This is a genomic window from Vibrio sp. 10N.222.54.A3 (assembly GCF_041474095.1).
Taxonomy (GTDB): domain Bacteria; phylum Pseudomonadota; class Gammaproteobacteria; order Enterobacterales; family Vibrionaceae; genus Vibrio; species Vibrio crassostreae_C.
Window position 1 is genome coordinate 1 of record NZ_JBFRTN010000005.1, and the last position, 24632, is coordinate 24632.

The window sequence follows — 24632 nt, forward strand, 5'->3', positions numbered from 1 at the left end:
GGCGCACCATTAAAAAGGCTATTTAGTGCATCTAAATAGCCTCCGTAGTCTTTTAGTTCAGGAATGATCGTCCATATAAACCACTTTCTGCTGCTTTACCTGCAATGATTTCGTAGCCAATACCAGAAGCTACGCCCATCAAATCAGCCGCATCTTTCTTGTCTCTTACGTTCTGAGAATCAATCATATGTTCGCCTTTAACTTCGACCATCACATAAGAGCCATCTTGCTTCTTGATTAAGAAGTCTGGGTAGTAGCTTCGCACTCGTTGTGTATCGCTATCCACGTAATGGATAACAAAGTCGCTCTGACCATGCGTTAACATACCGGTAAACCAGATCTTATCGACTTTCTCTTCGTGCAACATGCTCCAGAAGAAGTCTCTCTCAGGGTTTGAATCGAAGCAGTAGTTATCAAGATGGAAACTTTTGCCAACATTAGGGTTTGATTCGCTACTCGACTTGCTAATGATCTTGTCCTTCGCGACCGTTACAGGGTAATAGCCCACATCAATAGGTGGTTCGTTTACCAGGTCTACTTCGAACTCTTCGGTAATGCTCTCAGCTTCGATATCATAAATTACTTTAAACAAGCGTGGGATGACCTCGTCGTAAAGCACCTCGTTGAACTCGTTAACCATCTTCAAGATGCCTTCGAAGCCCTCAGCGGTACCCCCGACTATTTTCACAACCTCTAAACATGGCTTGTTGAGGTAACGCGCAATATCAGCAACCAATGTTAGCTTCGAAAAAGTGCGCTGATCTTTGATATGGGAAATATCGTTGTGCACTCGAGATTTTGCAGAGCCGAGATCATCAGGCATTAGCATTCCGTCTTGAGTTGAGTGGATAAGGCGATATTTATCGACATTCACATCTTTAAGACCAAGCTCATATCCTTTGTCTAAGTCTTCTTTCTCTATCAACTTGAACTGACGTCGTACGCGCTTAATAGGAATTTTTATGCTTGGTTGCTCAACTCTAACCTGAACCGTAACTTTGTTCGGATCGGGGTCTTTTATCTCTTCAGCTGAGATACGGAAGTTTGCTTGAAGCTCTTTATCTAGCAGCTTCATGTTCTCATCGGTCAAGAAAACTTGGCCGGTATGTTGGCGATCACCGATAGCGCGCAAACAACGCATAGTCGCTTGGAGTATGAACACTTTTGATTTCGGTTCGCGGAACATTGCTACAGAAAATAGCGAACGACAGTTCCAACCTTCGCGGCCTTTGTTTACCAACAAAATGAACTGCTTTTCTGATCTCGGTGTGTCTAGGCGATTAAATTCGCGAATGTCATCATCGGTCGTGAGTTTCTTATCACCAACGTTAACCAAAATACGATCTGTTGAGATACCTCGCTCAGCTAAAATTTCTTCTACAGCAGGGCGAACAACATCGTTTATCTCTTCGATAGTCGTCCCAAAAATCGCCATTTTAGGTAGCATATTTTCTGGGCGGCCAACTTCTGTTGCGCCTTCTAAGAATTTATCGATGGCTATCTCAAGAAACTGTTTCTGACGAGTTTGAGTAAAGCTGTGAAGCTTTACCTGCTTCAGGTAATTGTTGTCGATTGCTTTGCGTAGGCCATAAGCATAAACCACCTCTGGAAGCACATCTTTACCAACATAAGGAGTACCTGTGTAGTTATAACACCCTACAACTCGAGTCCCAGCCGCTTTTAGATTGATGGCCAGTTCATCGATAGTTTTGCGCAAAGAGTTGGTTGAGGTGTCGTTTTTTACACCCATATCTTTAGCGAGTTTAGTTCCGAACGCGTGGTGCGCTTCGTCAACAAAAATACCGAGCTGAGGAAGACGTTTTATTTTCTCAAAACGTTGGTTGGTAACGAGGTCTGCTTCATCTTCTGGTGCAACATTCATCGTTTCAGAATCAAGTTCGAGGACATCCATCATGTCATCAACAACGTTGCCCATTCCCTGGTAAGCATCTTTGCCTGAACTAAACAACTTATCCGCTGTTGATTTGCCTTTGTTATCGCGACGCAAGATGATTTTCTGGCTGTTCGATACGATGATGTTGAACTTAGAGCCATCTAGGGTGTTAAGTGAAACACCGGCATCTTCTAAGTAATGAAACTTAAACTCCGCAACAATTGGCATGTATTCAGACGGCACGACTTTGGTGTGGTCAAAAGACTCTATCTCACGTAAAGACTGCAGCACTGTCTTATCTGGGGCAAAAATAAGCGCATTCTGAATAAAGCGAGGGTCATCTTTGCTCTTTTTGTTGCCAGCTAAAAAGTCATAGAAAATACAAGTGGCCATCAAGATGGTTTTACCGGTACCCATCGTCAAAGCGAAGATGTAGTTCGGGTAAAGGCGGCCACCGTTGCTGGCCTTCATCTTCTTGAAGATACCTTTGTAGTCCTTCGCAGACATCTCCCAGAACATATCTCCTTGCATCAGCTGGCCATCGACCGCGCTAATACCTGAGACACGTTCTTCGAAGCGGCCTTTGTTGCCGTACCAATCTTCAAACAGTTGGTAAACAGGTTTGTTATCCAAGAACTCTTTCAAGAAAACGTAAATCTCTAGTGCTTCGAACTGCGGCGTGCGCAAGAAGCTCCCAGGACGAGATGAATCGTTAAAGTCCAAGAAAGCCTTACTCAAACGGGAATAATGCTTACGAACCGTACCGCGGTGAATCTTATAGAACTCATGTAGGTGCACGTAAAATGCATTGTTGAGTTCGAAGTTCTCTTGGGCATTTTTAGCCATGCGCGATCACCTCTTCATAAGATTCAGAGAGTAAATCTGTAATCTTAATCTTGATGTTATTTGCACCCTCAGGGATCTCGTATTCGCCGGCAACGAATTCATCTTTTGCTGGGATATCGATCACGATAGGCTCCATTACCGCACCATCGTAATTCCAGTCGATCATGATAGATTCGACCATTTCACGCCACTCACTCACGTCGTCTTTTTGTTGGCTAAGTTTTTGTAGCAGGTTACGAGGGTAGAAGGCTTCGATGACTAACTTTCCATCTTTAATTTCAATAGACGCTTCAGAGTCGTACTTAAAGGTAAGGTCAGCTTTATCACGCAGAATATCGACCACTTCGACTTTCATCTTATATCCGGACTCATTCTCAAGAATTGCGCCTAGTCCAGGCTCGTGCCCCATACAAACCAGCATGATTTCTTCTACCGGTTGGTTCGGATTCGCCTCTTTGCGCTCTTCAAATTTCTTATATGGGAAGCCTTGAATAAGGTCGTTCAGATCTTCTTTGGTCGCTATACGGTTGACGGGCATAATTTTGACTTTGTAGCCATCTTTTTCGCCATCGTAGATCGTATTAGAGCCAAGCGCTTGGATTTCTAAAGCTTCAAGTAAAATATCTTTCGCCTGAATAGGGTTACGGAATACATCATAATTATTGACGTTATAGACTTCGAAGTTTACTCCGGATTGACCTAGCCTTTTAGTCGTAGTTTGAATCGAGCCTAAATTAATATCTGCACCTAAAAACCTACGCCCTAAAGAATTGGCTACAGACTGGGTTGTACCGGATCCCATAAAACAATCAAAAACAAGGTCTCCGGGTTCTGTAGAGCATTTGATTATGCGTTTGAGTAATGATTCTGGTTTTTGCGTAGGATACCCAGTACGTACATTAGACATAGGGTTATCTAAATTTAGATCAACCCACATGTCGTCGGCTTGCACACCTTTTGAATCGCTTAGGTACTGTTTGTAGGACCAACCTGCGCCAGCTTTCTTAGGGGCAATTAAACGACCATCTTTTTTTAGTCTCTCAAACGTTTCTTGGCTATACGTTTTTAATGAAGTGACGCGATATGGGCCATTAGGATCTTGATCTGGATTCTTAAACCTTTTTAGATAATCTTCTGAGTACGGCATGTAATCATGACTGAATTTATACTCACCCGTTTTACGGTAGTACATTATCGTGTCATGGTTAACTGGGAATTTATTCGCTCTAGCTTTTGAACTACCAGCAAAAGGAGAGCGCTTCCAAGCGATTTCGCCAAGGCAATTCGAGGGTCCGAAAACCTCATCCATAATTCCGCGCAAATAATGAGACATACGCCAGTCACAGTGAAGATACATTGTACCTGTAGGTGATAATAATTCTTTAAGAAGTACAATACGTTCATACATGAACTGAAGGTATTCATCATTTGACCAAATATCAGTGTATTGTTTTTCTTCAAACGAAGTCGAGTCATTGGTTACGGTCTTACTTTTCAGCTTTATTGTCTTCTTATAATCGGCTTTGGAGTCAAATGGAGGATCAATGTAAATTAAGTCCACTTTTCCGCGGAACTCTTTTAACAAGTGACTCATTACCTGAAGGTTATCCCCCCAGAAAATCTTGTTAATCCAGCCGTTATCGTCCTCTTGGCCATACACTTCTTTCAATTGCGCAGGGAAATATTGAGTAGAACGGAAAGGACGCTTACCTTTCCAGTTAAGCATCGGGTAGCCTTTGATCGGCTCAAATTCGTAGTTTTCTACGTTGGTCTGGTCATTAGACATAGTCTTATTCTCTTTATTCTTTGATGTCACTTAGCTTCCACTAAGCACAAAATTTCCAATTCTTTCGGTCACAATAACCACGCGCACTGCAGTCAACACATGTCTTATCTGGTCGAGCCTTGAGCGAAAAATCTTTGTTTTCTATTCTGTCGACAATACTATCAAACTGTTCAATGGTTTGGCCGATTACCGCCGTATTTTTGTTGAAACTGATGGTCGGTAAGCCTACGGATTCACCGGTAAAGTAAAGGTGCATTTTACTCACTTTATAACCGGTGTTTTCTTCTACCAAATGCGCGTATACCTCAAGCTGACGCTGATGGTGTAAAATGCGCTCTCTATCTTTTTCCATATTTGGCTTACGCTCAGATTTAAAATCGATGATTTCGACGGTATCGCCCTCACCTTTAATAAGGTCTACGCTGCCGGTAAGCACATAGCGATCTTTTACCAATGAGATATCTACTTCGGTCTCTTTGATATCATCCCAATTGCTACCCTTTCTATCCACGTAACGCATCACATGTTGCAGCGCCGCACCAAGGGTTGAATCACCTAAGTACATTCGCTCGCGGTTAGCCAGATTTTGGTAGTTATCTTGGAGCCATTCCCCAATATTCTCCTTGGTTATCTTATCTTCTTCCCCGCGAAGCGCTGCTTTGTGCACATCTTCCAAGGTTTCGTGAATCAAGGTACCGAATAGCATTGGGCTTGCTTTAACCGGCTGAAATTCAAGTTCCTTGAATAAGCGATATTGCTCTGCGCAGGTCTCAAACAAAGTAATGTGCGATGTAAATGCGTATTCGTGTTTGATGTTTACGTCTTTAACTTGCTCAAACTCAATAGAAGCAAGTTTGTGCTTCACATCTCGCCAATATGGGAGCTTTGAAGTGTAATCCGTGAAGTACTTTGATGGCGTTTTTCCGTGACCAGATTTCTCCTGGCCAGTGAGAACAAGTAGGTTCTGAGGGCGAGAGAAAGCCGTATAAAAAAGGCGCCAGAAGTCAAAGTGCTTGGTATCTTCTAACGGCTCAAACGGGGGTTTGGCCATGTACTGGTATTCGATGATTTCGTCTAAGTCAGTGTATTGTTTTTTGGGTACTGCTTCGAGCGAACCGACGAATACAATAGGAAACTCCAACCCTTTCGATTGGTGAATGGTCAAGAACGAAACACAACCAGACGGTGCGTATTCAGACATATCCTCATACTCATCGATTCCACCTTCGAAGAGAAACTTCAAGAAGTTATCGAATAAAGACGTTAGGTTTCTCAGCAAGTATTTTGGACTCAAAACACTGATATGGTGCAGATATTCGAATTTCCCAAGCATTCTGCTCATCTGAGCTAGGTTACGCTGTGCACGTTCGTGTCCGTTCTCTTGCTCTAAGAAATGCGAAAACAAAGGAAACTGAAGAAGCTCATAAAACAACCCAAGGAAAGCAGATTCCGCGTTCTTTGTCATGTTATGGTGCGCTGCAGCTTTGCGCTTACACCACATAAGTAAATCTGATTGTTCCGGTTGGCGCAGTTTTTCAATAAAAGATGCGATGCATTGTTGTTCGTAGTAATCCCAGATCGGTAGCCGTTTGCCTTCTTGGATCTTTTTCTTGCGATCTAACATCACCATAGGAAATACCATGTGTAATGCACCAATTAAATGACGAATTTCTTCTCGCTCAAAAAACAGATTTGCGCGTGGTGAGTATACAGGAATCCCTTTTTCTTCAAGAGATTGCGCAAGCGCTCTTACCTTATCCGCTTTTACGGAGCGGAATAAAAACGCTGCTTGGTTCCAATCGGTAAGCTTGCCTTCATTTTTTAGGTGCATGAGCATTTGATAGACATCTTCATGCCAGTCATCACCCTCTGGCGTAATAGCACTAACAACCGTTGGCCCTGCATCAAACCCATCATCACGCGCTTCAATGGTTTTACTGTAACGGTAGTTAACACCGCCACGTAACCAAGGCTTATCACCCATATAGGTATCATAAAAACCTACGATGTCAGGATGAGAACGGTAGTTGATGGATAGCTTAACTTGCGCGCATTCACCTAGAGTAAACTTAGCCGGAAACTCCAGGATGTTACGAACGCTAGCACCTCGGAAGCGATAGAGTGCTTGGTCATCATCACCAACCACACATAAATTACGCTTAGCTCCCATCAGAAGCTGTAAAAGTTGCTCCTGAATCGTATTGGTGTCTTGGTATTCATCGACCATCAAGTAGGTGATCTTTGTTGTAAGCTCCTCAAGTACTTGAGGGTACTGTTGCAGCAACACCAAAGTCTCAAGCTGGATGCATGAGAAGTCGAGAGAGTTGTGTTTCTTCAAGAGTTCTTGATAGGCCGTGTAGGCTGCACCCAAAGCTGAAATCGCCACGTCATCTGACTGAGTCAGTTGTTCAATATCAAGTACTTCTTCTGAGGCCTTATTAAGCCAGCCCAATAAGTTCTCAGATTTAGCCCAAGCCGGGATTTTACTCTCACCTTGAATGAATTCAATGCCTTCTATTTCGCTGAATTCACGCAAATTTTGGTAAAGGAAGTACTGTTGGTCGAATTGATCCATGAGCACAAAGCTGCGCTTGAGACGTGTAAACTCGCGGTACTCTTCCAGAATACGAAGGCATATAGAGTGGAAAGTGCCTAAGTACATTTCGTTGACGTTGAAATGCGAACCTCGCTCTAAGAGTCGATTCGAAATTCGAGTCTTCAACTCTTGCGCTGCTTTTTCAGTGAACGTCACGACTAAGAGCTGTTCAGGCTTTGCACCATATACATCAATCAAATTCATGATGCGCTCTACCAGTGTATAGGTTTTACCTGACCCCGGGCCCGCGATGATCAGCAGAGGGCCTTGATGGTGTTGAATTGCTTTTTTCTGTGAGGGGTTCGATGTTGTCACCGGACTTCCTTACCATATGCAAATAATAGTTAATCAACCATTTTATAGCATTAGCGGTATAAGTAATATCGGTGAGGCATGCTTTTGCATAAAAATGCATCTTAATATTTTCAATATAGAGCAGTTCGAAGCTAATAATGGGGCATTTTTGATTCAGAATAATTTGTGCAGCAGCTGTGATCACCAAGCGATTCTGTCGTATCGTAACTACCAAGCGACTTTGTCATTCGCTTAATTACCGAGGGAAATTGACGGTCTCTATTTTTACGTAATCCTTTGACTAGTGCTACGAATTAGTCAGGGGTGTATAGGATGATCGTTATGAATACTCAATCTCAGCTTACCGTGGATATCATCGCAAAAGTTGCTCTCGGTAAAATCTCAATTACTAATGCCTCTAAGCTCCTCAATAAGTCTCGCAGAACCATTGAACGTTATCTCAGGCGATATCGCTCTGATGGTATCCGATTTGTGGTTCATGGCAACACAGGAAGGGCACCCGCTAATAAAATCCCCATTACCTTAAAGCAACAAGTTCAAGCTCTTATAAAGGCCAAGTATTACGACTTTAACATGCTTCATCTCGCCGATATGTTAGAGGTATTTGAAGGCATCAAAGTAAAACGGGAGACGCTTCGTACCTGGGCACATGAAATCCATCATGTAAAACGAGCCAAACATCGACGTTCTAAGGTAAGAAGACGACGTGAGCGTATGGAAGCCGAAGGCTTAATGCTGCAAATGGACGGCAGTCCGCACCTTTGGTTCGGTGATAAAAAATCCTGTCTTATCGCCATGATTGATGATGCAACCAGTGAGGTTCATGCGGAGTTTTTTCCTTCAGAAACCACCGAAGGGTGCCTCAAAGTAATGAAAACTTATATCAAGAAAAAAGGGCTTTTTAAGACTCTTTATGTCGATAGAGCGGGCATCTTCGGTGGACCAAAACGTTGCCACTTCTCCCAGATGCAACGAGCCTGTGAAGAGCTGGGTATAGAAATTATTTTTGCCAATTCGCCTCAAGGCAAGGGTCGCATCGAACGTGCTTTTGATACGTTCCAAGATCGTCTAGTCCCTGAGTTAAGGCTGGCTGGGGTTACTGATATGATCAGTGCAAATAACTACCTACAAAATACCTTCATCCCTGAGTATTGGGCAACGACCCTCACAGTCAACGCCAAATTAATGCGCTCTGAGCATACACCCGTTCCGAAGTACCTCAACATTGACGCGATATGTATTCAAAAAGAATATCGAAAAATCCGTCGAGATCATACCTTCAGCTACGCCAACGCAATGTATCAAATTACCTCCCCATTACGGCACTCTATCGTGAGTCAACAAGTCGAACTACGTAAGCAACTTGATGGTGGTTTTACGGCTTATTTTGCCGACCGAGAGTTATCGATTAAAGAGCTTACTGAGCCTAGCTCTAGGAAAGAATACGGAGAAGAGGTTCAGAAAAAGATCGAGGCTATAGAGCTTGCCAATGAGTTAGGGAATGTTAGAGAAGCGGCTCGACAAAGCGGTTGTTCTGTCAAAAGCATTCACAACAACCGTCAATTACTTGAAGCCCATGGCCCACTTGCTTTGAAACGTCTGTATGGTCAATCACACAACAATAATCGCATCGATGAAAAGACTCGAAATATCGTCATCTCATTAACACTCAAATCGCCTCACCTAACCTCTATTAGGATAAGTGGTGAGATGAGAAAGCGTTTTAACATCTCGATTAGTCACTCAACAGTAAGGAACATCTGGCTTGAAGAAAAGCTGAATACAAGAGAGTTACGGGAGGCACGTGCCGAGGAATCAATTATCGAATAGAAACTAATCTGCAATAGTGGACTACTATGAATAAAGCAACGACAGAATCCTTCGGTATTTAGACCGTCAACCTCCCTCGGTAATCACAACAAAAGACAGACTACGACAAAAAGCATCTAAAAGTTTCTAACTTTATTGTTACTTCTTGCTTTAAGTTGGCCTATTGAGTGAAATTGAGTTTTGATCTTTATTGTCAAATCTTTGCTATAGCGTCACGTAGCAATCAGCTCTGCGTAACAGAAAAGTTTCAATCTTTGTTGTTCACCGACAACAGCATGCACCAGTTTCGATTGCTCGCGTTTAACCCTTGCTTGCCCCTTCTCGCTTACGACAAACTCACAGTCAATCAATGACACTGAGGAAGAGTAGCCAATCACCTTTCCATAAGACTCTTTCTCTCGTGACCGAATAGAATACACACGCATCGTATAGGTGGAGCGATGTAAGTTCAGATACACATCAACTTTCATGTCATGATCTCCAAGGCGTTAAGAGAAAGAATCGAACAAGGTGTCCGTTAGCAATAACGAGCTTCATGAGCAGCTTTGAGTTTTTCCATCAATGACGACAAAACAGCGGCTTCCGTTTCAGGCAGGGAATCACGAGCGAATGCTTCTAAGAACTCGAAATCCAGCGCTTCATATGTAGCATCGAACTGACACACCTCATCCGGAGCTTCAACTGCTGTTCTTTGCATGTCATCCAATAGTTTGCAATGGTCTAGGTATTGCTCGGTCGTTCCATCAAGTAACTGTTTGGTTTCAAGCCAATGAAGGAGCCTTTCCCATGCCATGTCTTCGTCCGTGGCATAAACAAGGTATGATTCTGGTTCGAAACCTTCTGCGTGAGTAACGACTAAGTACGGTTGTTTCATGTCTACCTCCAATTTAAAACGTTAGGGACTGGGTGCTGCCCACGTCCCGTTCCAGTTAGGTTATGCCAGTTCGTGAGCGTGCTTTGTCGCGATGTCCACAATTTCGCTTTCGAGGAATTCCTTGATTTTACTTTTACGAATTTGCTTCAAGTTCTTGGCTTTAAGTTGAAAGTCTTCAATGGTTTTCTTGCTGGAGGCAATTTTCGATTCCCAATACTGAAGTTCGGTAGGATCGGATTTCAGCTGAACCTTATATTCTTCAAGATCACATTGAGCGTCATTGACCACCCATAAGTGAGCAAGCAAATCCAATCTCGATTTATCTAAGATATGACTTTTGCAGGCCAGCATCGCTGATCGTTGGTCTTTATGCTCAATGAAGGAAAAGCCTGAATTTTCAGGTAACGAAGGCATGATCACTTCTACAACCTCATTGCCTTTACTGTCGTAACCACCATCAGCACTTGGGTACTTCGATAGCATTAGAACGCCGCAATATGCGATCTCATCATGAATGACTTGATACCAACTGTTGCCCCAAAACATTGCCATGAGATTTCTCCAATCTGTTGTGTGTGATGACAGCTAAAGAATAGATTCGACCTATCTCCCCTCCCCCCACTCACTGTGGCAAGTCAATCGCTATCTACCGTGCTAACCAATACGGGGGGAGCCCTTACATTCATCCACTAAAGTATCTCTAAACCGCAATCACGGAGATGCAGCATGAACAACCTTACTTTTGAAACTTGGGTGGAATCCTTTAAACCAATCATCAATGAGAATGGGGGTAGCGCCATCTTCCTTGATGAAAAATGCATCTCATTCGAAACCTATGGCAACGACCTAGAAACCATCAAAAAAACCGACGCCAGTCGAGTTTGGACGATCATTGAGATTGACGTAGATGAAGAAGAAGATGAGCTGGGGGAGCCTATCGACAGTAAATGGGTGATTGTCAATGGATGGCATTGGGTTAACCGAGTTGCCTACATCATTACTCAAACGCCATGGCAAGACGGCAGTGACTACGAGATCACTTACGACTGATACAAATCACACAGACTCCTGAAAGGCAAAGAGAGGCTAATAATGGACATGAATAATCAAAAAATCGTCGCTAACGATCTACTCAAGGCAAGAAGTACTGCTGATCCATCAATCGTATTGGAATGTGCTGATGGCAAAGTACGCATTTATTCGTTCCCAATCTCAGACCAAGACAGCAAAGAAAAGATGACCATGGCGCTGCGCGTTCTTATGGGTAAACTCAACGTGCTCAAATACACGTTCGTTCTAGAAGCTTGGATGAGTACCAACCCAGACATCAAACCTTCGATGTCGCCTACACGACAAGAGTATATGGTGTTTTTGATCAATGACCGTGTAGACGAGACATGCACATTCTGGCCGATTCAAAGAAAAGAAGATGGCTCTGGCTTTGTCACCGAAACACACGATGTAAACCAAAACGGACAATCCGGTCTAATGTGCGATTTGTTTGACACTGAGCCGTATGAAAAACTCAGTTTTACGAAAAAACGAGCGATCGACAAATTGGTTCTCAGACTACTGAACATGCGTGCAGAAGCAACGCCAACCTTTCATTAGTTTGGTTGTTCCCATGTAAAAAGAGCACCATTGTGTGCTCTTTTTCAGTTAGGCGACTTGTGGGAACTTCCTTTCCGGTTCGCCATCTCTCACCAACTCATAAAGCATTGGTTCATAATGGTTTGTGGCCATCAGTATTAAATAGACGGGAACACCTTGGTCATACAGTGATTTTTGAAACACTTTGACTTCTTTCACTGTCATTGAAGCTGTGCGTTCCCTCATCATTCGCGCTTCACTGACCATGCTATCCGAATAAAATTGCCCAGCCTTGGAGTTGACCTTCAGGTATGGTTGAATGCGCTTACCCAATCGGTCTAACAAGAATTGGTCACTAAAACCCGACTGCTTCAATCTCAGAACCTTGTCCTTCAGTTGTTTCCTTCGATCAAAGACGTAGCGCTTTTGTTCATTGACCAATTGAGCGGCCTTATCCGTGAGTCCCTTTTTGTTTTTGAAAATACCATGCCTTGCGAGTCCCAATAACTCATGTTCATTCACTGTCGTTGATGAGGGCGAACCATCAAGGTTATACCGGGTATAGCAAGCTTGATAGCAATTAATCAGCGCCAGCTTGTACTCTCTGCTGGTGAAAAAACGGTCCAGAAAAAAAGAAACGTCTGCCTGACTGAACGATTGACACAACGTTTCTTGCAAAGCGGCACCAGCTCCGATGGCAAGAGGTTTGAGAGGCTTTCCTGACAAAATGGGAAAGCGTTTGAATGCATATTGTTGGATTTGCTCTTGAATAACACGATCCATGTTCACCCTCTTCGGTTGTTCCATACCCTCATCATTGTATCTAACTGAGTTTACAGATTGACAAATAGCGAGAGCAAAAGACGAAATTACCCAACTCAACAAAATGGACTGGTAAATTGCTAAACTGTCATGGTTTTCGTCGTATAACAAAGTTAGTGCATAACTAGCGAGATATAGTATGACGCCTGAATTTGAAGCAAAACTCGACCGCTTGAATAAACTTCGAAAAAACGCAATGAAAAGCAATGCGTTCTCGGATGCTGCCAAAGAACACGAAAAAGCCATCCAACAAACCGACAGCCACTCCCCTGCCACCACCAAAAAGACCAAAAAGAAAGGTCCCAAATCATTAGCGGAAATCTACAAACCGCATACACATGAAGAAACCCATTAGATAAAGGAATCTAAGAATGGGCGCTGCTGGTGGTATTAGCGGATACCCAATCTTTGATATACGCCGAAAATGCACTCTGGTCAGAGATATGCCCCGAGCAAGCCGGTTGACCCGTAAACTCCGCTTTTCGTTTAGCAATAAAAGCCATGAACTCCCAATTGGTGCCAGTTGGACACCATTGTTTGAAAGCCAAATATCGTTCATTCATGATTCTTCTCCTCGGCAGAAACGCTGTCTATTGATAGTAACGTCCCCTCGTCAGAGTACCTAGAAACCTCCCCCCGTTTGGTATCGCTGGTGGTTGAAATCATCGCCATCGAAGCCCTTTCTATTCTGGCTGCAGCTCTGTACTCAGAACCCGTCAACCGCCTGAAATATGAAAGTCACAGTTGGTCGATGCATGGAACTCAATAAAGCATATTGATTCTCAACAATGAAATTTTGGATAAATCAAGATTTTGCCACATAAAAATAAGCTTAAATAACAGGTGCTTATGTAAAAAAACAAATAAACCTAAAAAAACGGCTCACTATTTGGAATTCAAAATTAGGTTACCTGCAATGATTCAAGGGCCTACTTCAAAGGTATTTACCGGAATTATTGGAGATATTTCTATGCAAAACACAATCAACGTCAATGATGTACAAAAAGTAGATTCAAAGACGACATACCTCGGCTTAATTACATTCGCGCTTATGTTTTTTACCGTCTCGGCCATTGCCGGTTCAGGTGGTGATGCGTTCCAAGGCCTATTTGATGAACTAGTGAGCTTTGCTGAAGGTGTTCCTGGACAAATTATCGCGTTCTGTTCTTTCGCAGGGATCATCATCTTCTCAATGGTTCGACCAAACCTTATCGGTCTTGGTGTTTCTGTCATCATCATGCTGGTGCTGGCGCAACTTCAAACCATTATCACTACCATGCTAACTGCCGGTCTTCCGGTATAAAGCAACAGATGTCTCTGGGCCTTATAGAAGAGGCCCAGAAGTACATAAGGGGGTCATATGAGTAAGTTAGACATCAATAATGATGCTCGTCCTCAACTACCGAACAATCAAACCTATGTGCCACTTCGAGTAAACGACAAACAATCGGTGATCGGAATGGAGTCGGATACAGCGGGGATTTTGCTTGTCGGTATCGCTATCGGACACATCAGCAAGAACCTGTTACTTATCGGTGGAATCGCCATTCTTTTCGCTCTCGCCTATTCATGGGTCAAAGATAACTATCCCAAAGGTCGGCTCAAACACATGTTGTGGTGGGCTGGAATCATTAACTTTAAATCCCGTAAATCGTTTCCAGAAGCATTTAACCGTACTTATTTTCGCTAACTCTTTGTAGCGATCCGTTTTTAAATTCTATGTGTTGTTTTAGCAAAAGTTTGAGGTTTGCTATGAATATATTTAACCGCAAAAAAAAGGGGCAGGATGAGTCTGAACTGGAGCATGATTCAGATTCGAATGTCCAACGTTCTTGGCAAGCAGCCATCGACCACAGCAACAAAATGACGAAGATGATGGGGCTGTCCATCATTATCTGCGCATTTCTAGCGTTTAAGGTAATGACAGCGAAACCCATCACCGTTGTTACCCCGCCTAATTTCTCTGAAGAAATTGTCATGATAGGCAACAAAGCCAACTCAGGTTACAAGAAGCAATGGGGCATATTCATTGCCAGCATGCTTGGTAACGTGAATGTCCGTAATGTGGATATTGTCTTAGATACGCTCAAACCAATGCTCTCCATTCGAGATTACGATGCATTGAATGAGCAAGTGATCAGTCATGTGAAAGCTTTAGACATCAGGGACCAAGTGCAAGAGTTCAACGTATTAGATGTGTTCTACGATAACAAATACGACAAAGTGATTGTTTACGGCGAGCGTAAGCTTACTGAGCGGAAGAAACGCGGCAATAAAAGCGATGAACGCCGTGCAGTACGCTGGACATACGAACTCAAGATTGCCAATGCACACGGTAGTCCAAAGATGAAGTCCATTGACCAATACGAAGGCGCTCCGCAGATAGAACGCAATCGTATCGAACGCAAGCAAGACAAGTAGGTCCCGTTATGAAAAATTTACATCACCTCGCTAGATATACGACCTTGCTTTGTGCCACGTTATCATTCGGTGCAATGGCAAACCAAAACGTCATCCCTATTGAACCTGTTGGCTCGAAAGTGGAGCGACAAACAACGCAACCAGAAAATAAAGCAGCTGTTGCGGCAATGGTTGACCAAGTAGTCAAATCTTTACCGACCGATAAGCAAAAGTCATTAAGTCAATTCACTCCAGTCAATGACCCAGCTGCGAAGCAACCTATTGTCAGCACAAAATCCGTCGATGAATTTGGAAGAGTCACCCAATCAGACAAGAACGTGATTGTCGCAACACCACCAACGGCCCAACCACCGAAACCTTCTCTGACTGCATTCGAACGTATGCAGCGACAAATGGCGAAAAAGTTTAAGCCGGTTCAGAAGTACAAACTACGCCCTTCAGACAATATTACGTTGCCTGCAGCAAAGTACATTCTCAACAGTATTCGCACCTCTTTCAAAGAAATTAACATTCGCAGTTCAGATCCCAATGTTGTCATGAAAGTGGATGGTAGCTTTATCTATTTCACATCTAACAACGATGCCCCTTTTAATATCATTATGTTCGAAAAAGGGGTGCCTGAAACCCAAGTTAACTTAACGATTTGGCCACTTGATGTCATGCCTGCAATGGTACAAGTCGATGTCCGATACAACAAAGCACTACAAGCAAAAGTGAACCGCGTATTGGCGTCCAAAAAACAGGATAAAATTGAGCAAGAAAAGCGCATTCAAGATATGGAATCTGAATTGGCCATTGCCAGTGATCCTGAAGTTAAGTCATCTCCATACGTCGAGGGTATCAACAAACTGTTTGCGCAAACGGCAGGAAAAGCAACACCTACAGGTTTTGACTTGCAGACCAACATTCCGCGAGACGCGTTACGTCCTTGTCGATTTGGAACATATGCAGAGACGAAACAACGTTTAATATCGTCTCGACGAATCGTGGACGTTGTATTGGTTAAAAACGTTACGAATCGAAATGTGGTTTTGCGAGAGCAGGATTGCTGGGTAGATGATGACGTGATCGCAACGGGTATCTTAAACAAAGCGACCTTAAAGCCATCAGAAAAAACCGAAGTATACGTATTGCGCGACCGACTGTACTACCAACGTATGCATTCTCGCAATGAACGTCCATCACTTCTGGATTAATCGAGGTGAACCATGAAGATTAACTTTAAAGAGCTTTGGGAAACCAACAAAAATTTCCGATATGGGGTGATTGGCGTCTGTATTGTTCCTGCCGCCTATGTTGCGATGCAATTTATTCATCCGGGCAAAATTCAACGACCGAACGCAGACGCGAATAAAATCGAAAAAGTGTTCATGCCTTCGAGCACACGTACCCAACTAGAGAGGGAAGACGTTGACGGAGTTCGTGACGCCTTAGTTGAAATTTCGGCTATCGATAAAAAGTCGTCGGCACGTAATGACAATTACCAGTACGACCTGTTAAGACAAGAGGTCGATGGTCTTCGTCAAAAAATGGCCGATCAAGATGCTGAGATTGCCGAATGGAAGTCAGGCAAACGACAATTGGAAAGAACCAACTATGATCCGAACCAAATCCGACAAGGCCGCCAAGTCGTTGTAGATCGACACGGGAACGCAACGGAAATCACTGTCGACACTAATGGCGTGCCGAACCAACAAGTGAGCCAGTTGCGCAGCTCCCCTCCCCCAGCTCTTGCAGGCATTCGAAGTGTCGATGAAGGGAATGATGCGATTTTGTTGCAAGACGGGCGTGTAAAAACCTTAGTAGAAGCGAACCAACTGGTCGATGAAGATGAAATGTCAGAGGCGCAAAAACGTGAGGCATTGAATCAGAAAGAAATGGAGTTGGCTGCAGCCTTGAAGAACTATCAGCAAAAACCTGAGCAAAAAGGGTATTCAATTTCATTGCCAACCACCAGCCTTGTAACCGGTACTTTGCTATCAGGCATGCAAGCTCCAACCAGTATTGGTTCAGCGAGAGAGCCCCTTCCGGCGGTCATGCGCATCAAGACAGATGCACTGTTGCCAAATGGTTATCGTGCTGACCTAAGAGACTGTCAGGCACTATTATCCGGCATTGGTCAATTGTCAGACCGCAGAGCCTACATGAGACTAGAAAAAGTGGTCTGCATCGATGAGGACGGACTCACGGCAGAAGCAGCGGCGCAAGGCTTTGCTACTGGCTCTGACGGTCAGGCAGGGATTCCAGGCACGTTAGTTGCTCGAAACGGTGAAGTATTGAAAGGCTCCATGTGGGCGGGTTTCTTTTCTGGACTGGCACAAGGTATTGCCCCATCAAGGGTGCCGGGTGTCGACATCAACTCTGACGGAACAGGCTTTCAAACACCCGATCTAGGGACACTAGGCACCTCGGCAGTACTCCAAGGTGGCGCCTCATCTTTGGACCGCATTTCGGAATACTACGTAAAAATGTTGGAAGAAATCTGGCCAACCGTTGACGTACCAGCAATGCAAGAAGTGACCTTCCTACTTCAAGCCCCTTTAAAACTGACGTTTAAGGAGATCTAATATGGCCACTGGTGATAATGAAAAGAAAAATGACCAACCAACTGAGGCGTCGAATTCCAGTCAGGAGCTTGAACAACTCATTGAGAAGGCATCAAAACCAACAATGCCCGACGAACCTAAAGGCGACGAAGAACCGACCGTGATTGAAGCAACGCAAACGCAAACGGAAAGTAAGACGTCAAATCTATTGCCGAAGATCATCTTAGTGTGGTTAATGGTCCTATCAGGGGTAATGGCTTATGCCATGATGGTGATCGACAAACAAAGTGAAACGTCATTAAGCCAACACCCCATTGTGTTTTACCCGTTTGGTAAAGCGTTTTCGGCTCTTAAATCTCAGGGTTATGATTTTGCTGCTATAGAAAAATATAACAACAACATGATCCAGATATTGAACTCTGAAGGGAAAGTGGTGCTACCTGCAGCTAGTGTGCATGGTCAGTTACCAGATTCTCTTGTTGTTAAGCTAATGTCCGTCGATGAAATGAACAGGCTGGCTTCGCAACAATCGGAGTAACAAAACCAATAAAACTAGCAAACAACACAGCTTGGCCACTTTCACAGTGGCCTTTTTTAATGCACTCCACTCGCGGCATCCATCGCACTCAAACAGATCGTGTCATACTTCGTCTTCATCACATTGACTTTGGTTTCTGCTCGAACCGCTCTGTTATATGAGGCCAACACCTCTTCGCTAGAGTCTTTCACCAACGCCAAGATCGCTTTTTTCTGAGTCTCTGTTAAGTCGGTGGCCAGCAACGCGTCGATGCTTTCATCTATACGATCAAAATACTGAGCTAACATACTTCCCTCCTAGTTAATTTCATTTTGAATATTCAATAGCAAGTGACGACAAGCATTGTCTCTAAAGCGAACGTAGTCCACGGGTGAACCAATACCATGTCTAAGCGCATCTAACGTTTCCCGAAGGACGACGACCGGCATGTCAGGGTTTCGGCACTGTAGTCCATAGAAGTCGAACTCAAAAACCGTCATGTTTGCTTCGTCGATCTGATAGCGCCTTGAGATATCTTCAATACGTGTAAATAGCCCATAGGCATCGATATATATCGTTTTCCCTTCAATATCGAAAGCATTGAGGTAATGAAGGTCAACGCCATACTCAGACAGAATCACACCTCGAATCGGGAACCGGCTACGTTCTCCAGCCACAATCAAACCCTCGCACAAGACATAACATTTTGAATGAGCGAACTCGTCAATAAATTCAGTGGTAACTGGGCTTGGCTGCTCACACAGATATTGGATGTCACTGAGAGACAATGAACGCATCACATCAATCAGCTCACGACATCCATGGCTATGCCACATTACCCGCTTTACTTCATTCTCCATTGCTGCTCCCCGGCTATTCGTTGAATTCAATATACGACGTTTCCCATACCTGGCCTAGCAATCTCCCCCCACTTAGTACGTAACCCACTGAACGAGAGCTCGAAACATGTATTTTGGATTCGTTAATTGCCATTTATTTCAGCCCCATACGCTAGATTGATACGGTTCAACCCGAAAACATCATCACTAGTATTAGTGATCGTTTTCTCCAAGCTGGAGAGCTTCCAATTCTCCCATGCTATGCATGTCCTTACTGTCAATGCACTTTGACACCAACAAGAGTTACCCACTCGCATTACTACCCGTAATTAACCCCAATCAACGGTTCAAAACACACACCTCTTTGGTGTTTTTTGTGTACCTGCGATATCACCTACCCGTGAGGAACTATCCATGAAATTAAGCACTTTGTTCACCATACTATTTGGTTTAACGACGGTTTATTTCTGTATTCACCCTGTTCTTGTCGTTCGTAGCACAGACTTCCCTTCTGCATTCCATAATGTGGTCGAATTCTGTGAAACATGGCGTCATGTTTTGTTGATCACCCTACTCTCTTGGGCTTTGGCAGGCATAACACTTTGGCTAACATTTACGATTCACAAACACAGAGTTTAACCCCCTGTTAGAACCTGGTACTTCCACCAGCACTTAACAAACCTCATTGTCCAGCAATGACAACGAACCTCATCCAATCGGATGAAACTTCCCGGTCAATCGTTCCCCTTCAGGCATTTATGTCTCGTTGAATGCGCTTATAACCGGCTTGTAACCCCTTGTGATGTGCTCACCCAGCGCTTCGCAGATTCATTACCTACCCTATATCGAGGATAAGACTATGACTAACTCAAACAACTCAGTTCAAATCAAAATTAATGAAAACAATTTTCTTTCGAACCTTGGTGCGATTTTTTCCAATACCGGAAAAGTGATCAATGAATTGATTCAAAACGCTTCCCGCGCCAATGCTACAACCATATCGTTTACCACATCAGTCGAAAATGGCCGTGCCTGCTTAACGATTCTGGACGATGGTTCGGGTATCGCAGACATGCAAAAGCTTCTTTCTATCGCGGAGTCAGGCTGGTCAAGCGATGTAGACAAATGTAATCCATACGGAATGGGATTTTTAAGCACTCTCTTCGCGTGCGAACACATCAAAATCCAAAGTCAGCATCAAATGCTTTCATCAAGTACTGAAGCCATCCTTTCGGGTGAATCTATCGTGATAGAAGACAGCCTGCGAGGGAACGGTACATTGATTGAACTGGAAGGTATTTCCGACGCTTTATTTGGCTATTTAACTTCTAGCAAATATGACCGTGAGGTTGATCGAATTGGTGAAGGCTATGACATTGACGTCGTTCTAAATGGAGTTCTGATGTTTAAAAATCACTCAAGAACGACTTTAGAAAGTTCGACCCAATACATCGAGCACAAATTCGAATACGGGAGTATCTATTTTGACACTAAACACAACGGTTTATCTTGGCTGGCATACCTGCAAGGCGCACTGATTTCTAGCACCAATGCGGTCACCAGTTCAAACCAGTTAAACCCTCATCATATCGTTCACTTGAACGACGATGTAAAAGCAAGAATGCCTGATCGAGCTGAATTGTTAGATGCAGAAACTGTCAAGCAATCAATTCGAACGAGTGTTCAAACCCTGATGATGCAGTTCCTCCAAAAAGAACTGAAACGTCTTGGCCAGTCGTTTGCGTTCGACCGTTTACTATGGAGAAAAGCCGTGAACTATGCCCCTCAAGTTCTCAACAACGTTGACTATTTAACGAAGTCTGAGATTGGGGATACCAAAAGTTACGAGCTCGGACTCGCTGGATATGATGGCGTAGAACATAGCCAACTTGAACAGCCGATTTCTCGCGCTGAAGTGGAATCATCTTTACTCTTTGCCCTCCCAGAGCATGAAAGTGAAGAAGATACCATCAACATCAACTACCTGAAGCACTTAAGAAATGTTTTGTTTGTCAACGTGTGCGGCCTGCATGCAGACCACTGGATCCACAAGTGTGAAATCCGCGAAGTGAGTGAACTCGATGTCAGTATCGAATTGGTTAACCCTACTTCGACGGCCAAACTCAATGGCATGTATTCAATACCTGTCGTTATGTGCGACCAATACACGCTGAAAGGAGAATATGGTCAGGTAGTCATAGAAACGGATGCCGTAGTTGTGTCTGGTGATGAATTTGATTATGGAACGTTAGTTATTCCAGAAAGAGAACATTTATCAACCGCACTAGGAATCTATGCCAACTACGAAGATGAATGGGGATGTTTTAGTGAAAGTGACAAAGACCGCGACAATTATCTGCTTGAGAAATTGTACAACAAACTCAGAGCGTCAAGCCCTGAAGTGTTGATTCAAAAAATGCTTGATGAAGCATTCAGGGACTCTGGTATGAAGCGCAACCTCAACAACCTCACGTTCACTGTTTCGTTTTCAGGCACTGACATTGTAGTTACCGAAACTAAGTAACCACACTAACCCGCCAACCTACCTGTCTTTGTACGGTAGAACACCAAGTATGGAGTTACTATGAACTCATTTACTGACTCCCTCATCGACCATTCTCATGAATTGGGTCGGGGATATGGTCCTTACGCTCAAGTCGATATGTTACACAATATCCTTGAGTTAATTGGCCCAACTTTGGATAAAGTTAAATTGCAGGAACTCATTAACAGTGTAGGGTTTATTGAAGCCCTAGACTTAAAGAGTGAAGAAGATAAGGCATTTGTATTAGGGCAGTTACAAGACGCTCTTAATCAATAACTTATCGTTATCGAAAGCTCCCATCATGATGGGAGCTTTTTTTTAGTTCGACAATAGACCGCAGGGAAAGTCAGTATCGTGTTATAGCAAGGGCTTTTATTACATGGCTGCTTGACCACCAGCATCAAGAGATAATTATGCCACTGAGTTTATAGTAGGACGCGTCCTACTACCCAAAAACCGCCCTAACCAAACAAAGTTTTGCTGAACTCTTCTAATTGAGCAATCTGCTCAGGCGTTGCATTGTTCAGTTCAATTTTCGACTTTGTTTTACTCACGACTTGGAATGATACCGATACCTTCCCATTCTTTGCCCACGATTGAGGTTCCTTATTAATGCCCCCCAATTTAGGAGAAACAGGACTCCAATCTTTCAACCGTGCAATAAGCTCTTTGTTCACTTCCTCTGCATTCATGGCTTCGAATTCTGAGCGGTTTTCGTCAATCCATTTCGTGAAGGCACTTTGCTTATCTTCACTCTCTGAAACCGTGCCGATCAATTTACGAAGGAACTTGGCATCTCGGCTACTAAAGGCATAGTTTGAAAACAGGCTCTTCAGACTGTCAGGCATCGAGTAGATAGCGAGGGAGAGTGAGATGTCTGATTTTTCGTATAGACGTTCTTTCTCTAATTTGTACGCCGACCAATCATTCACTTCCATCAAACGAGAATAGAGCTTGCCCTTTTCGTAGTAATTGAAAGACGTTTTGATGTCAGACGACGCCACCAGCCAGGTAATGGTTTCAGGTGTTGGGATTTGATCTAATATTTCAAAGTCCAGCCCCACTTTTTTATCCATGGCAATATCAGTACGACATGAGCCATCCACGACATAGATCAGGCCATCTTCACCTTGGTAAGCAAGTACAGGTGAAATTTGCATACCGAACTCGATTTCATCACTCATCTTGTTGAGTTGAATCGTATTGCGGCTCGACTGTTCACGAACGTTGTCCACGTCAATCCTAACCAAAGTCATAATCTCATCGTATGACAAGGTACGTTGGATAGCACGGTAGCTTGTACCATCAATGGACTTAATCTCACGACCTGTTTGCGCAAAGTCCAGCTTCTTAGTCTCAGTTAAAAACTCTTGGAGACTAATGCCGCCCTCCTTTAGTGAAGCTTCAATGGAAGCCAACTTCCCCTGTGCTAAGGTCATAGTGGTTTCGCGCTCATTACCACCCATGAAGGCTTGGGGCTTGCGTTGTGAGCTCGACACACTCTCCACTTCAGGTTCAGTGATTGAAGGTGATTCTTGTGCGGCCTTAGCAGCGTTAGCAGCAGCGATTTTCTTTAGACGGTTATTGGCCATGATTATTGCTCCTCACCTTTGTCCTGTTGTTTCCAAACGTCCGTTATCAGCTTATGAATGTCGGCCACGACTTCTTTACAGTTCGCCTGTGCCGCTTCTAACGCTTTGCCTTTCTTACTGTCCATTGACCTAGAGAATTCGAAAACACTGCTATGCTCAGACGCACAACGTTTTACAGCTTCACTGTGTTTCATTTTGGTCGACAACACTGCATCACCAAACTGACTGACTAGAGCATTGAAAATGTCCAGTTCCGAGTCACTGCCCTTCCAATTGGAAATGACAATCTTCGCAAAATCGTAGCCTTGATGACCTTTAGCAATGAAGTTACCAATGATGCTATCCAGATATTGAAAGTAGGCGCAGGTCGCATCGGTATCATTATGTTCCGCCTTACACGGAATCAACACGCTAGTCGCAGCGAAGTAGCTGTTCAACGTAGCAAAGCCCAATGAAGGCGGCGTATCAATCAGGATAATGTCAAACTCACCGTCGAGAGCATCTAAGATGTTTTTCAAACGGGTTGTAGGGTCAACATTCTGTCCCGCTAATTGGTTACTGGCACTCAAAGATTCCGAGTCTCTATCGGACTGAGACGCAGGGATAATTTTCAGATTGGGGATGAGCGTATCTGAAACGGCGTTACGAACCTCGTCCTGAAACGTGTCTGTATTTGGATCAAGTGCCATCAAGTCGCCAATGCTGGTGCGAGCGTCTGAAATATACTTAGCACCATTTCGCTCAATGTGTTTGGTTTCGTGTTTATGAACTGGAGGGTAGAAACTCGTCAGAGTTGACTGACCATCCATATCAATAAGACAGATCTTGTAACCAACATGATAGTTAATCGACAAACCTGTCGCTATTGCATTGGCCAGTGACGTTTTAGATACCCCGCCCTTTTGGTTTTGAACGGCAATAATCTGCGTCTTTTGTTTCGCTGTTCTTTGGAATGGTTTGTGTCTTTTCTTAAGAACGGTGGTATTCGGCATGTTATCGCGGATCAAGTACAGCTCTTCAAGAGTCAGGTAGTACTGAATACCAACCTCAGCATAGCGTTTAGGATCGATACCTAACGCTTTCGTCAAATCGGTCAATACCTTTTGAGAACATTCGAGGTACTTCAATGCCTCAGCTTGTGTGAAAGAACGAGGTTGCTTTTCATTTGTTTCGCGGCGCAATTCCAAGAATTTAGCACCTCCGTCCCCAAGTTCGTCAACTAATTCAAGCGTCTTGAGCTGTTTCTCTGTCATTGTTCCCATAGCAATATCCACCAGTGGCCTGTTTGAAAGCTAGTATGAACCAATATTAAAGGTAAGAAAAGATATAATAAGTCAATTTTGGATAAATTCATTGAAATTCGACTTACGATACAGTTTTAAACTAATGATGTACTTTTCTGCAAAAGATAGGGGAACGATAGAGGAAAAAACAAAACACAACAAAAACAACAACTTAAAATAGTAGGACGCGTCCTACTATTGTACTTATCGGCCATGTTGTGCAATTCATAAACGGACGTGAGTAAGGAGTAATGGGTTTGAAGCCACCACTAACATACGAAAAGTCAGCTCTGCGATACATAAACGCGGGAACTGACTGAATGTTAGGCTTCAATG

The 24632-nt window shown here is 43.6% G+C and carries 25 protein-coding genes; 13 read left to right on the forward strand and 12 right to left on the reverse strand.

What is annotated here, in order from left to right:
• Positions 1-52: 52 nt before the first annotated feature.
• From AB4507_RS00950 to AB4507_RS00960, 3 genes are read right to left on the reverse strand one after another with little or no spacing between them, the layout of a single operon-like run.
• Positions 53-2740, reverse strand: coding sequence for a type III restriction endonuclease (locus AB4507_RS00950; RefSeq protein WP_372182061.1), 2688 nt, complete (start codon positions 2738-2740; stop codon positions 53-55).
• Complete coding sequence (locus AB4507_RS00955) at positions 2733-4526, reverse strand: site-specific DNA-methyltransferase (RefSeq protein ID WP_372182062.1); 1794 nt, start codon at positions 4524-4526, stop codon at positions 2733-2735. Before AB4507_RS00955 ends, AB4507_RS00950 begins: the two co-directional genes overlap by 8 nt.
• Before the next feature lie 40 nt (positions 4527-4566).
• The gene (locus tag AB4507_RS00960; protein ID WP_372182063.1) at positions 4567-7437 is read right to left on the reverse strand and encodes an ATP-dependent helicase; all 2871 of its coding nucleotides are present in this window, start codon (positions 7435-7437) and stop codon (positions 4567-4569) included.
• 312 nt (positions 7438-7749) lie between these two features.
• Between AB4507_RS00960 and AB4507_RS00965 the strand changes: the two genes are divergently transcribed.
• Entirely contained in the window at positions 7750-9267 is a 1518-nt protein-coding gene (locus tag AB4507_RS00965; RefSeq protein ID WP_081324582.1) for an ISNCY family transposase, read from the forward strand.
• 212 nt (positions 9268-9479) lie between these two features.
• On the opposite strand, the gene AB4507_RS00970 is transcribed toward AB4507_RS00965, so the two are convergent.
• Genes AB4507_RS00970 through AB4507_RS00980 form a run of 3 tightly spaced genes read right to left on the reverse strand, consistent with a single transcriptional unit; the run spans position 9480 to position 10693 of the window.
• Positions 9480-9737 (reverse strand): hypothetical protein, encoded by a 258-nt coding sequence (locus tag AB4507_RS00970; RefSeq protein WP_372182064.1) that lies wholly within the window; start codon positions 9735-9737, stop codon positions 9480-9482.
• Between the two features lie 47 nt (positions 9738-9784).
• The gene (locus AB4507_RS00975) at positions 9785-10141 is read right to left on the reverse strand and encodes a hypothetical protein (RefSeq protein ID WP_372069106.1); all 357 of its coding nucleotides are present in this window, start codon (positions 10139-10141) and stop codon (positions 9785-9787) included.
• A 60-nt stretch (positions 10142-10201) separates the two neighbouring features.
• Positions 10202-10693: a hypothetical protein gene (locus AB4507_RS00980; protein ID WP_372182065.1), complete on the reverse strand. Its 492-nt coding sequence runs from the start codon at positions 10691-10693 to the stop codon at positions 10202-10204.
• 174 nt (positions 10694-10867) lie between these two features.
• Between AB4507_RS00980 and AB4507_RS00985 the strand changes: the two genes are divergently transcribed.
• Entirely contained in the window at positions 10868-11191 is a 324-nt protein-coding gene (locus AB4507_RS00985) for a hypothetical protein (RefSeq protein WP_372182066.1), read from the forward strand.
• A 42-nt stretch (positions 11192-11233) separates the two neighbouring features.
• Positions 11234-11752, forward strand: a complete 519-nt coding sequence (locus AB4507_RS00990) for a hypothetical protein (protein WP_136987017.1) — start codon at positions 11234-11236, stop codon at positions 11750-11752.
• 48 nt (positions 11753-11800) lie between these two features.
• Here AB4507_RS00990 and AB4507_RS00995 read toward each other — a convergent pair whose 3' ends face one another.
• Positions 11801-12514, reverse strand: a complete 714-nt coding sequence (locus tag AB4507_RS00995; protein ID WP_136987018.1) for a hypothetical protein — start codon at positions 12512-12514, stop codon at positions 11801-11803.
• Between the two features lie 178 nt (positions 12515-12692).
• Between AB4507_RS00995 and AB4507_RS01000 the strand changes: the two genes are divergently transcribed.
• Positions 12693-12908, forward strand: coding sequence for a hypothetical protein (locus AB4507_RS01000; protein ID WP_081230236.1), 216 nt, complete (start codon positions 12693-12695; stop codon positions 12906-12908).
• Positions 12909-12918: 10 nt separating this feature from the next.
• On the opposite strand, the gene AB4507_RS01005 is transcribed toward AB4507_RS01000, so the two are convergent.
• A complete protein-coding gene (locus AB4507_RS01005; protein ID WP_081230237.1) occupies positions 12919-13116 on the reverse strand; it encodes a hypothetical protein in 198 nt (65 codons plus the stop codon).
• A 407-nt stretch (positions 13117-13523) separates the two neighbouring features.
• Between AB4507_RS01005 and AB4507_RS01010 the strand changes: the two genes are divergently transcribed.
• The 6 genes from AB4507_RS01010 to AB4507_RS01035 all read left to right on the forward strand — a co-directional run bounded on the left by AB4507_RS01010 (position 13524) and on the right by AB4507_RS01035 (position 18058).
• Positions 13524-13856 carry a hypothetical protein gene (locus tag AB4507_RS01010; RefSeq protein WP_081230238.1) on the forward strand — a complete coding sequence of 111 codons (333 nt, stop codon included), beginning with the start codon at positions 13524-13526 and terminating at the stop codon, positions 13854-13856.
• A gap of 57 nt (positions 13857-13913) precedes the next feature.
• The gene (locus AB4507_RS01015) at positions 13914-14243 is read left to right on the forward strand and encodes a type IV conjugative transfer system protein TraL (protein ID WP_136987019.1); all 330 of its coding nucleotides are present in this window, start codon (positions 13914-13916) and stop codon (positions 14241-14243) included.
• Positions 14244-14305: 62 nt separating this feature from the next.
• The gene (locus tag AB4507_RS01020; protein WP_162299030.1) at positions 14306-14974 is read left to right on the forward strand and encodes a TraE/TraK family type IV conjugative transfer system protein; all 669 of its coding nucleotides are present in this window, start codon (positions 14306-14308) and stop codon (positions 14972-14974) included.
• Between the two features lie 8 nt (positions 14975-14982).
• On the forward strand, positions 14983-16170 hold the full coding sequence (locus AB4507_RS01025; protein ID WP_372182068.1) for a hypothetical protein: 1188 nt from the start codon (positions 14983-14985) through the stop codon (positions 16168-16170).
• Positions 16171-16182: 12 nt separating this feature from the next.
• Positions 16183-17541 carry a TraB/VirB10 family protein gene (locus AB4507_RS01030; RefSeq protein WP_136987022.1) on the forward strand — a complete coding sequence of 453 codons (1359 nt, stop codon included), beginning with the start codon at positions 16183-16185 and terminating at the stop codon, positions 17539-17541.
• Position 17542: 1 nt separating this feature from the next.
• Positions 17543-18058, forward strand: coding sequence for a hypothetical protein (locus tag AB4507_RS01035; RefSeq protein WP_136987023.1), 516 nt, complete (start codon positions 17543-17545; stop codon positions 18056-18058).
• A gap of 56 nt (positions 18059-18114) precedes the next feature.
• Here AB4507_RS01035 and AB4507_RS01040 read toward each other — a convergent pair whose 3' ends face one another.
• Positions 18115-18345 (reverse strand): hypothetical protein, encoded by a 231-nt coding sequence (locus AB4507_RS01040; protein WP_086714999.1) that lies wholly within the window; start codon positions 18343-18345, stop codon positions 18115-18117.
• A gap of 9 nt (positions 18346-18354) precedes the next feature.
• A complete protein-coding gene (locus AB4507_RS01045) occupies positions 18355-18897 on the reverse strand; it encodes a hypothetical protein (protein WP_154724033.1) in 543 nt (180 codons plus the stop codon).
• A 393-nt stretch (positions 18898-19290) separates the two neighbouring features.
• On the opposite strand from AB4507_RS01045, the gene AB4507_RS01050 reads away from it, so the two are divergent.
• From AB4507_RS01050 to AB4507_RS01060, 3 genes are all read left to right on the forward strand, one after another.
• Positions 19291-19515 carry a hypothetical protein gene (locus AB4507_RS01050; RefSeq protein WP_133150982.1) on the forward strand — a complete coding sequence of 75 codons (225 nt, stop codon included), beginning with the start codon at positions 19291-19293 and terminating at the stop codon, positions 19513-19515.
• A 220-nt stretch (positions 19516-19735) separates the two neighbouring features.
• Positions 19736-21400: an ATP-binding protein gene (locus tag AB4507_RS01055; RefSeq protein ID WP_162299031.1), complete on the forward strand. Its 1665-nt coding sequence runs from the start codon at positions 19736-19738 to the stop codon at positions 21398-21400.
• 60 nt (positions 21401-21460) lie between these two features.
• On the forward strand, positions 21461-21697 hold the full coding sequence (locus AB4507_RS01060) for a hypothetical protein (protein WP_086714996.1): 237 nt from the start codon (positions 21461-21463) through the stop codon (positions 21695-21697).
• 185 nt (positions 21698-21882) lie between these two features.
• Here the strand turns inward: AB4507_RS01060 and AB4507_RS01065 are convergent, their stop codons facing one another.
• Positions 21883-23013 carry a hypothetical protein gene (locus AB4507_RS01065; protein ID WP_136987026.1) on the reverse strand — a complete coding sequence of 377 codons (1131 nt, stop codon included), beginning with the start codon at positions 23011-23013 and terminating at the stop codon, positions 21883-21885.
• A gap of 2 nt (positions 23014-23015) precedes the next feature.
• The gene (locus tag AB4507_RS01070) at positions 23016-24275 is read right to left on the reverse strand and encodes a ParA family protein (protein ID WP_081230251.1); all 1260 of its coding nucleotides are present in this window, start codon (positions 24273-24275) and stop codon (positions 23016-23018) included.
• Between the last annotated feature and the right edge of the window lie 357 nt (positions 24276-24632).

Coding starts and splice junctions, on each gene's coding strand:
- AB4507_RS00950 (WP_372182061.1), bottom strand. CDS start 2,740: ATGGCTAAAAATGCCCAAGAGAACTTCGAACTCAACAATGCATTTTAC.
- AB4507_RS00955 (WP_372182062.1), bottom strand. CDS start 4,526: ATGTCTAATGACCAGACCAACGTAGAAAACTACGAATTTGAGCCGATC.
- AB4507_RS00965 (WP_081324582.1), top strand. CDS start 7,750: ATGATCGTTATGAATACTCAATCTCAGCTTACCGTGGATATCATCGCA.
- AB4507_RS00970 (WP_372182064.1), bottom strand. CDS start 9,737: ATGAAAGTTGATGTGTATCTGAACTTACATCGCTCCACCTATACGATG.
- AB4507_RS00975 (WP_372069106.1), bottom strand. CDS start 10,141: ATGAAACAACCGTACTTAGTCGTTACTCACGCAGAAGGTTTCGAACCA.
- AB4507_RS00980 (WP_372182065.1), bottom strand. CDS start 10,693: ATGGCAATGTTTTGGGGCAACAGTTGGTATCAAGTCATTCATGATGAG.
- AB4507_RS00985 (WP_372182066.1), top strand. CDS start 10,868: ATGAACAACCTTACTTTTGAAACTTGGGTGGAATCCTTTAAACCAATC.
- AB4507_RS00990 (WP_136987017.1), top strand. CDS start 11,234: ATGGACATGAATAATCAAAAAATCGTCGCTAACGATCTACTCAAGGCA.
- AB4507_RS00995 (WP_136987018.1), bottom strand. CDS start 12,514: ATGGATCGTGTTATTCAAGAGCAAATCCAACAATATGCATTCAAACGC.
- AB4507_RS01000 (WP_081230236.1), top strand. CDS start 12,693: ATGACGCCTGAATTTGAAGCAAAACTCGACCGCTTGAATAAACTTCGA.
- AB4507_RS01005 (WP_081230237.1), bottom strand. CDS start 13,116: ATGAATGAACGATATTTGGCTTTCAAACAATGGTGTCCAACTGGCACC.
- AB4507_RS01010 (WP_081230238.1), top strand. CDS start 13,524: ATGCAAAACACAATCAACGTCAATGATGTACAAAAAGTAGATTCAAAG.
- AB4507_RS01015 (WP_136987019.1), top strand. CDS start 13,914: ATGAGTAAGTTAGACATCAATAATGATGCTCGTCCTCAACTACCGAAC.
- AB4507_RS01020 (WP_162299030.1), top strand. CDS start 14,306: ATGAATATATTTAACCGCAAAAAAAAGGGGCAGGATGAGTCTGAACTG.
- AB4507_RS01025 (WP_372182068.1), top strand. CDS start 14,983: ATGAAAAATTTACATCACCTCGCTAGATATACGACCTTGCTTTGTGCC.
- AB4507_RS01030 (WP_136987022.1), top strand. CDS start 16,183: ATGAAGATTAACTTTAAAGAGCTTTGGGAAACCAACAAAAATTTCCGA.
- AB4507_RS01035 (WP_136987023.1), top strand. CDS start 17,543: ATGGCCACTGGTGATAATGAAAAGAAAAATGACCAACCAACTGAGGCG.
- AB4507_RS01040 (WP_086714999.1), bottom strand. CDS start 18,345: ATGTTAGCTCAGTATTTTGATCGTATAGATGAAAGCATCGACGCGTTG.
- AB4507_RS01045 (WP_154724033.1), bottom strand. CDS start 18,897: ATGGAGAATGAAGTAAAGCGGGTAATGTGGCATAGCCATGGATGTCGT.
- AB4507_RS01050 (WP_133150982.1), top strand. CDS start 19,291: ATGAAATTAAGCACTTTGTTCACCATACTATTTGGTTTAACGACGGTT.
- AB4507_RS01055 (WP_162299031.1), top strand. CDS start 19,736: ATGACTAACTCAAACAACTCAGTTCAAATCAAAATTAATGAAAACAAT.
- AB4507_RS01060 (WP_086714996.1), top strand. CDS start 21,461: ATGAACTCATTTACTGACTCCCTCATCGACCATTCTCATGAATTGGGT.
- AB4507_RS01065 (WP_136987026.1), bottom strand. CDS start 23,013: ATGGCCAATAACCGTCTAAAGAAAATCGCTGCTGCTAACGCTGCTAAG.
- AB4507_RS01070 (WP_081230251.1), bottom strand. CDS start 24,275: ATGGGAACAATGACAGAGAAACAGCTCAAGACGCTTGAATTAGTTGAC.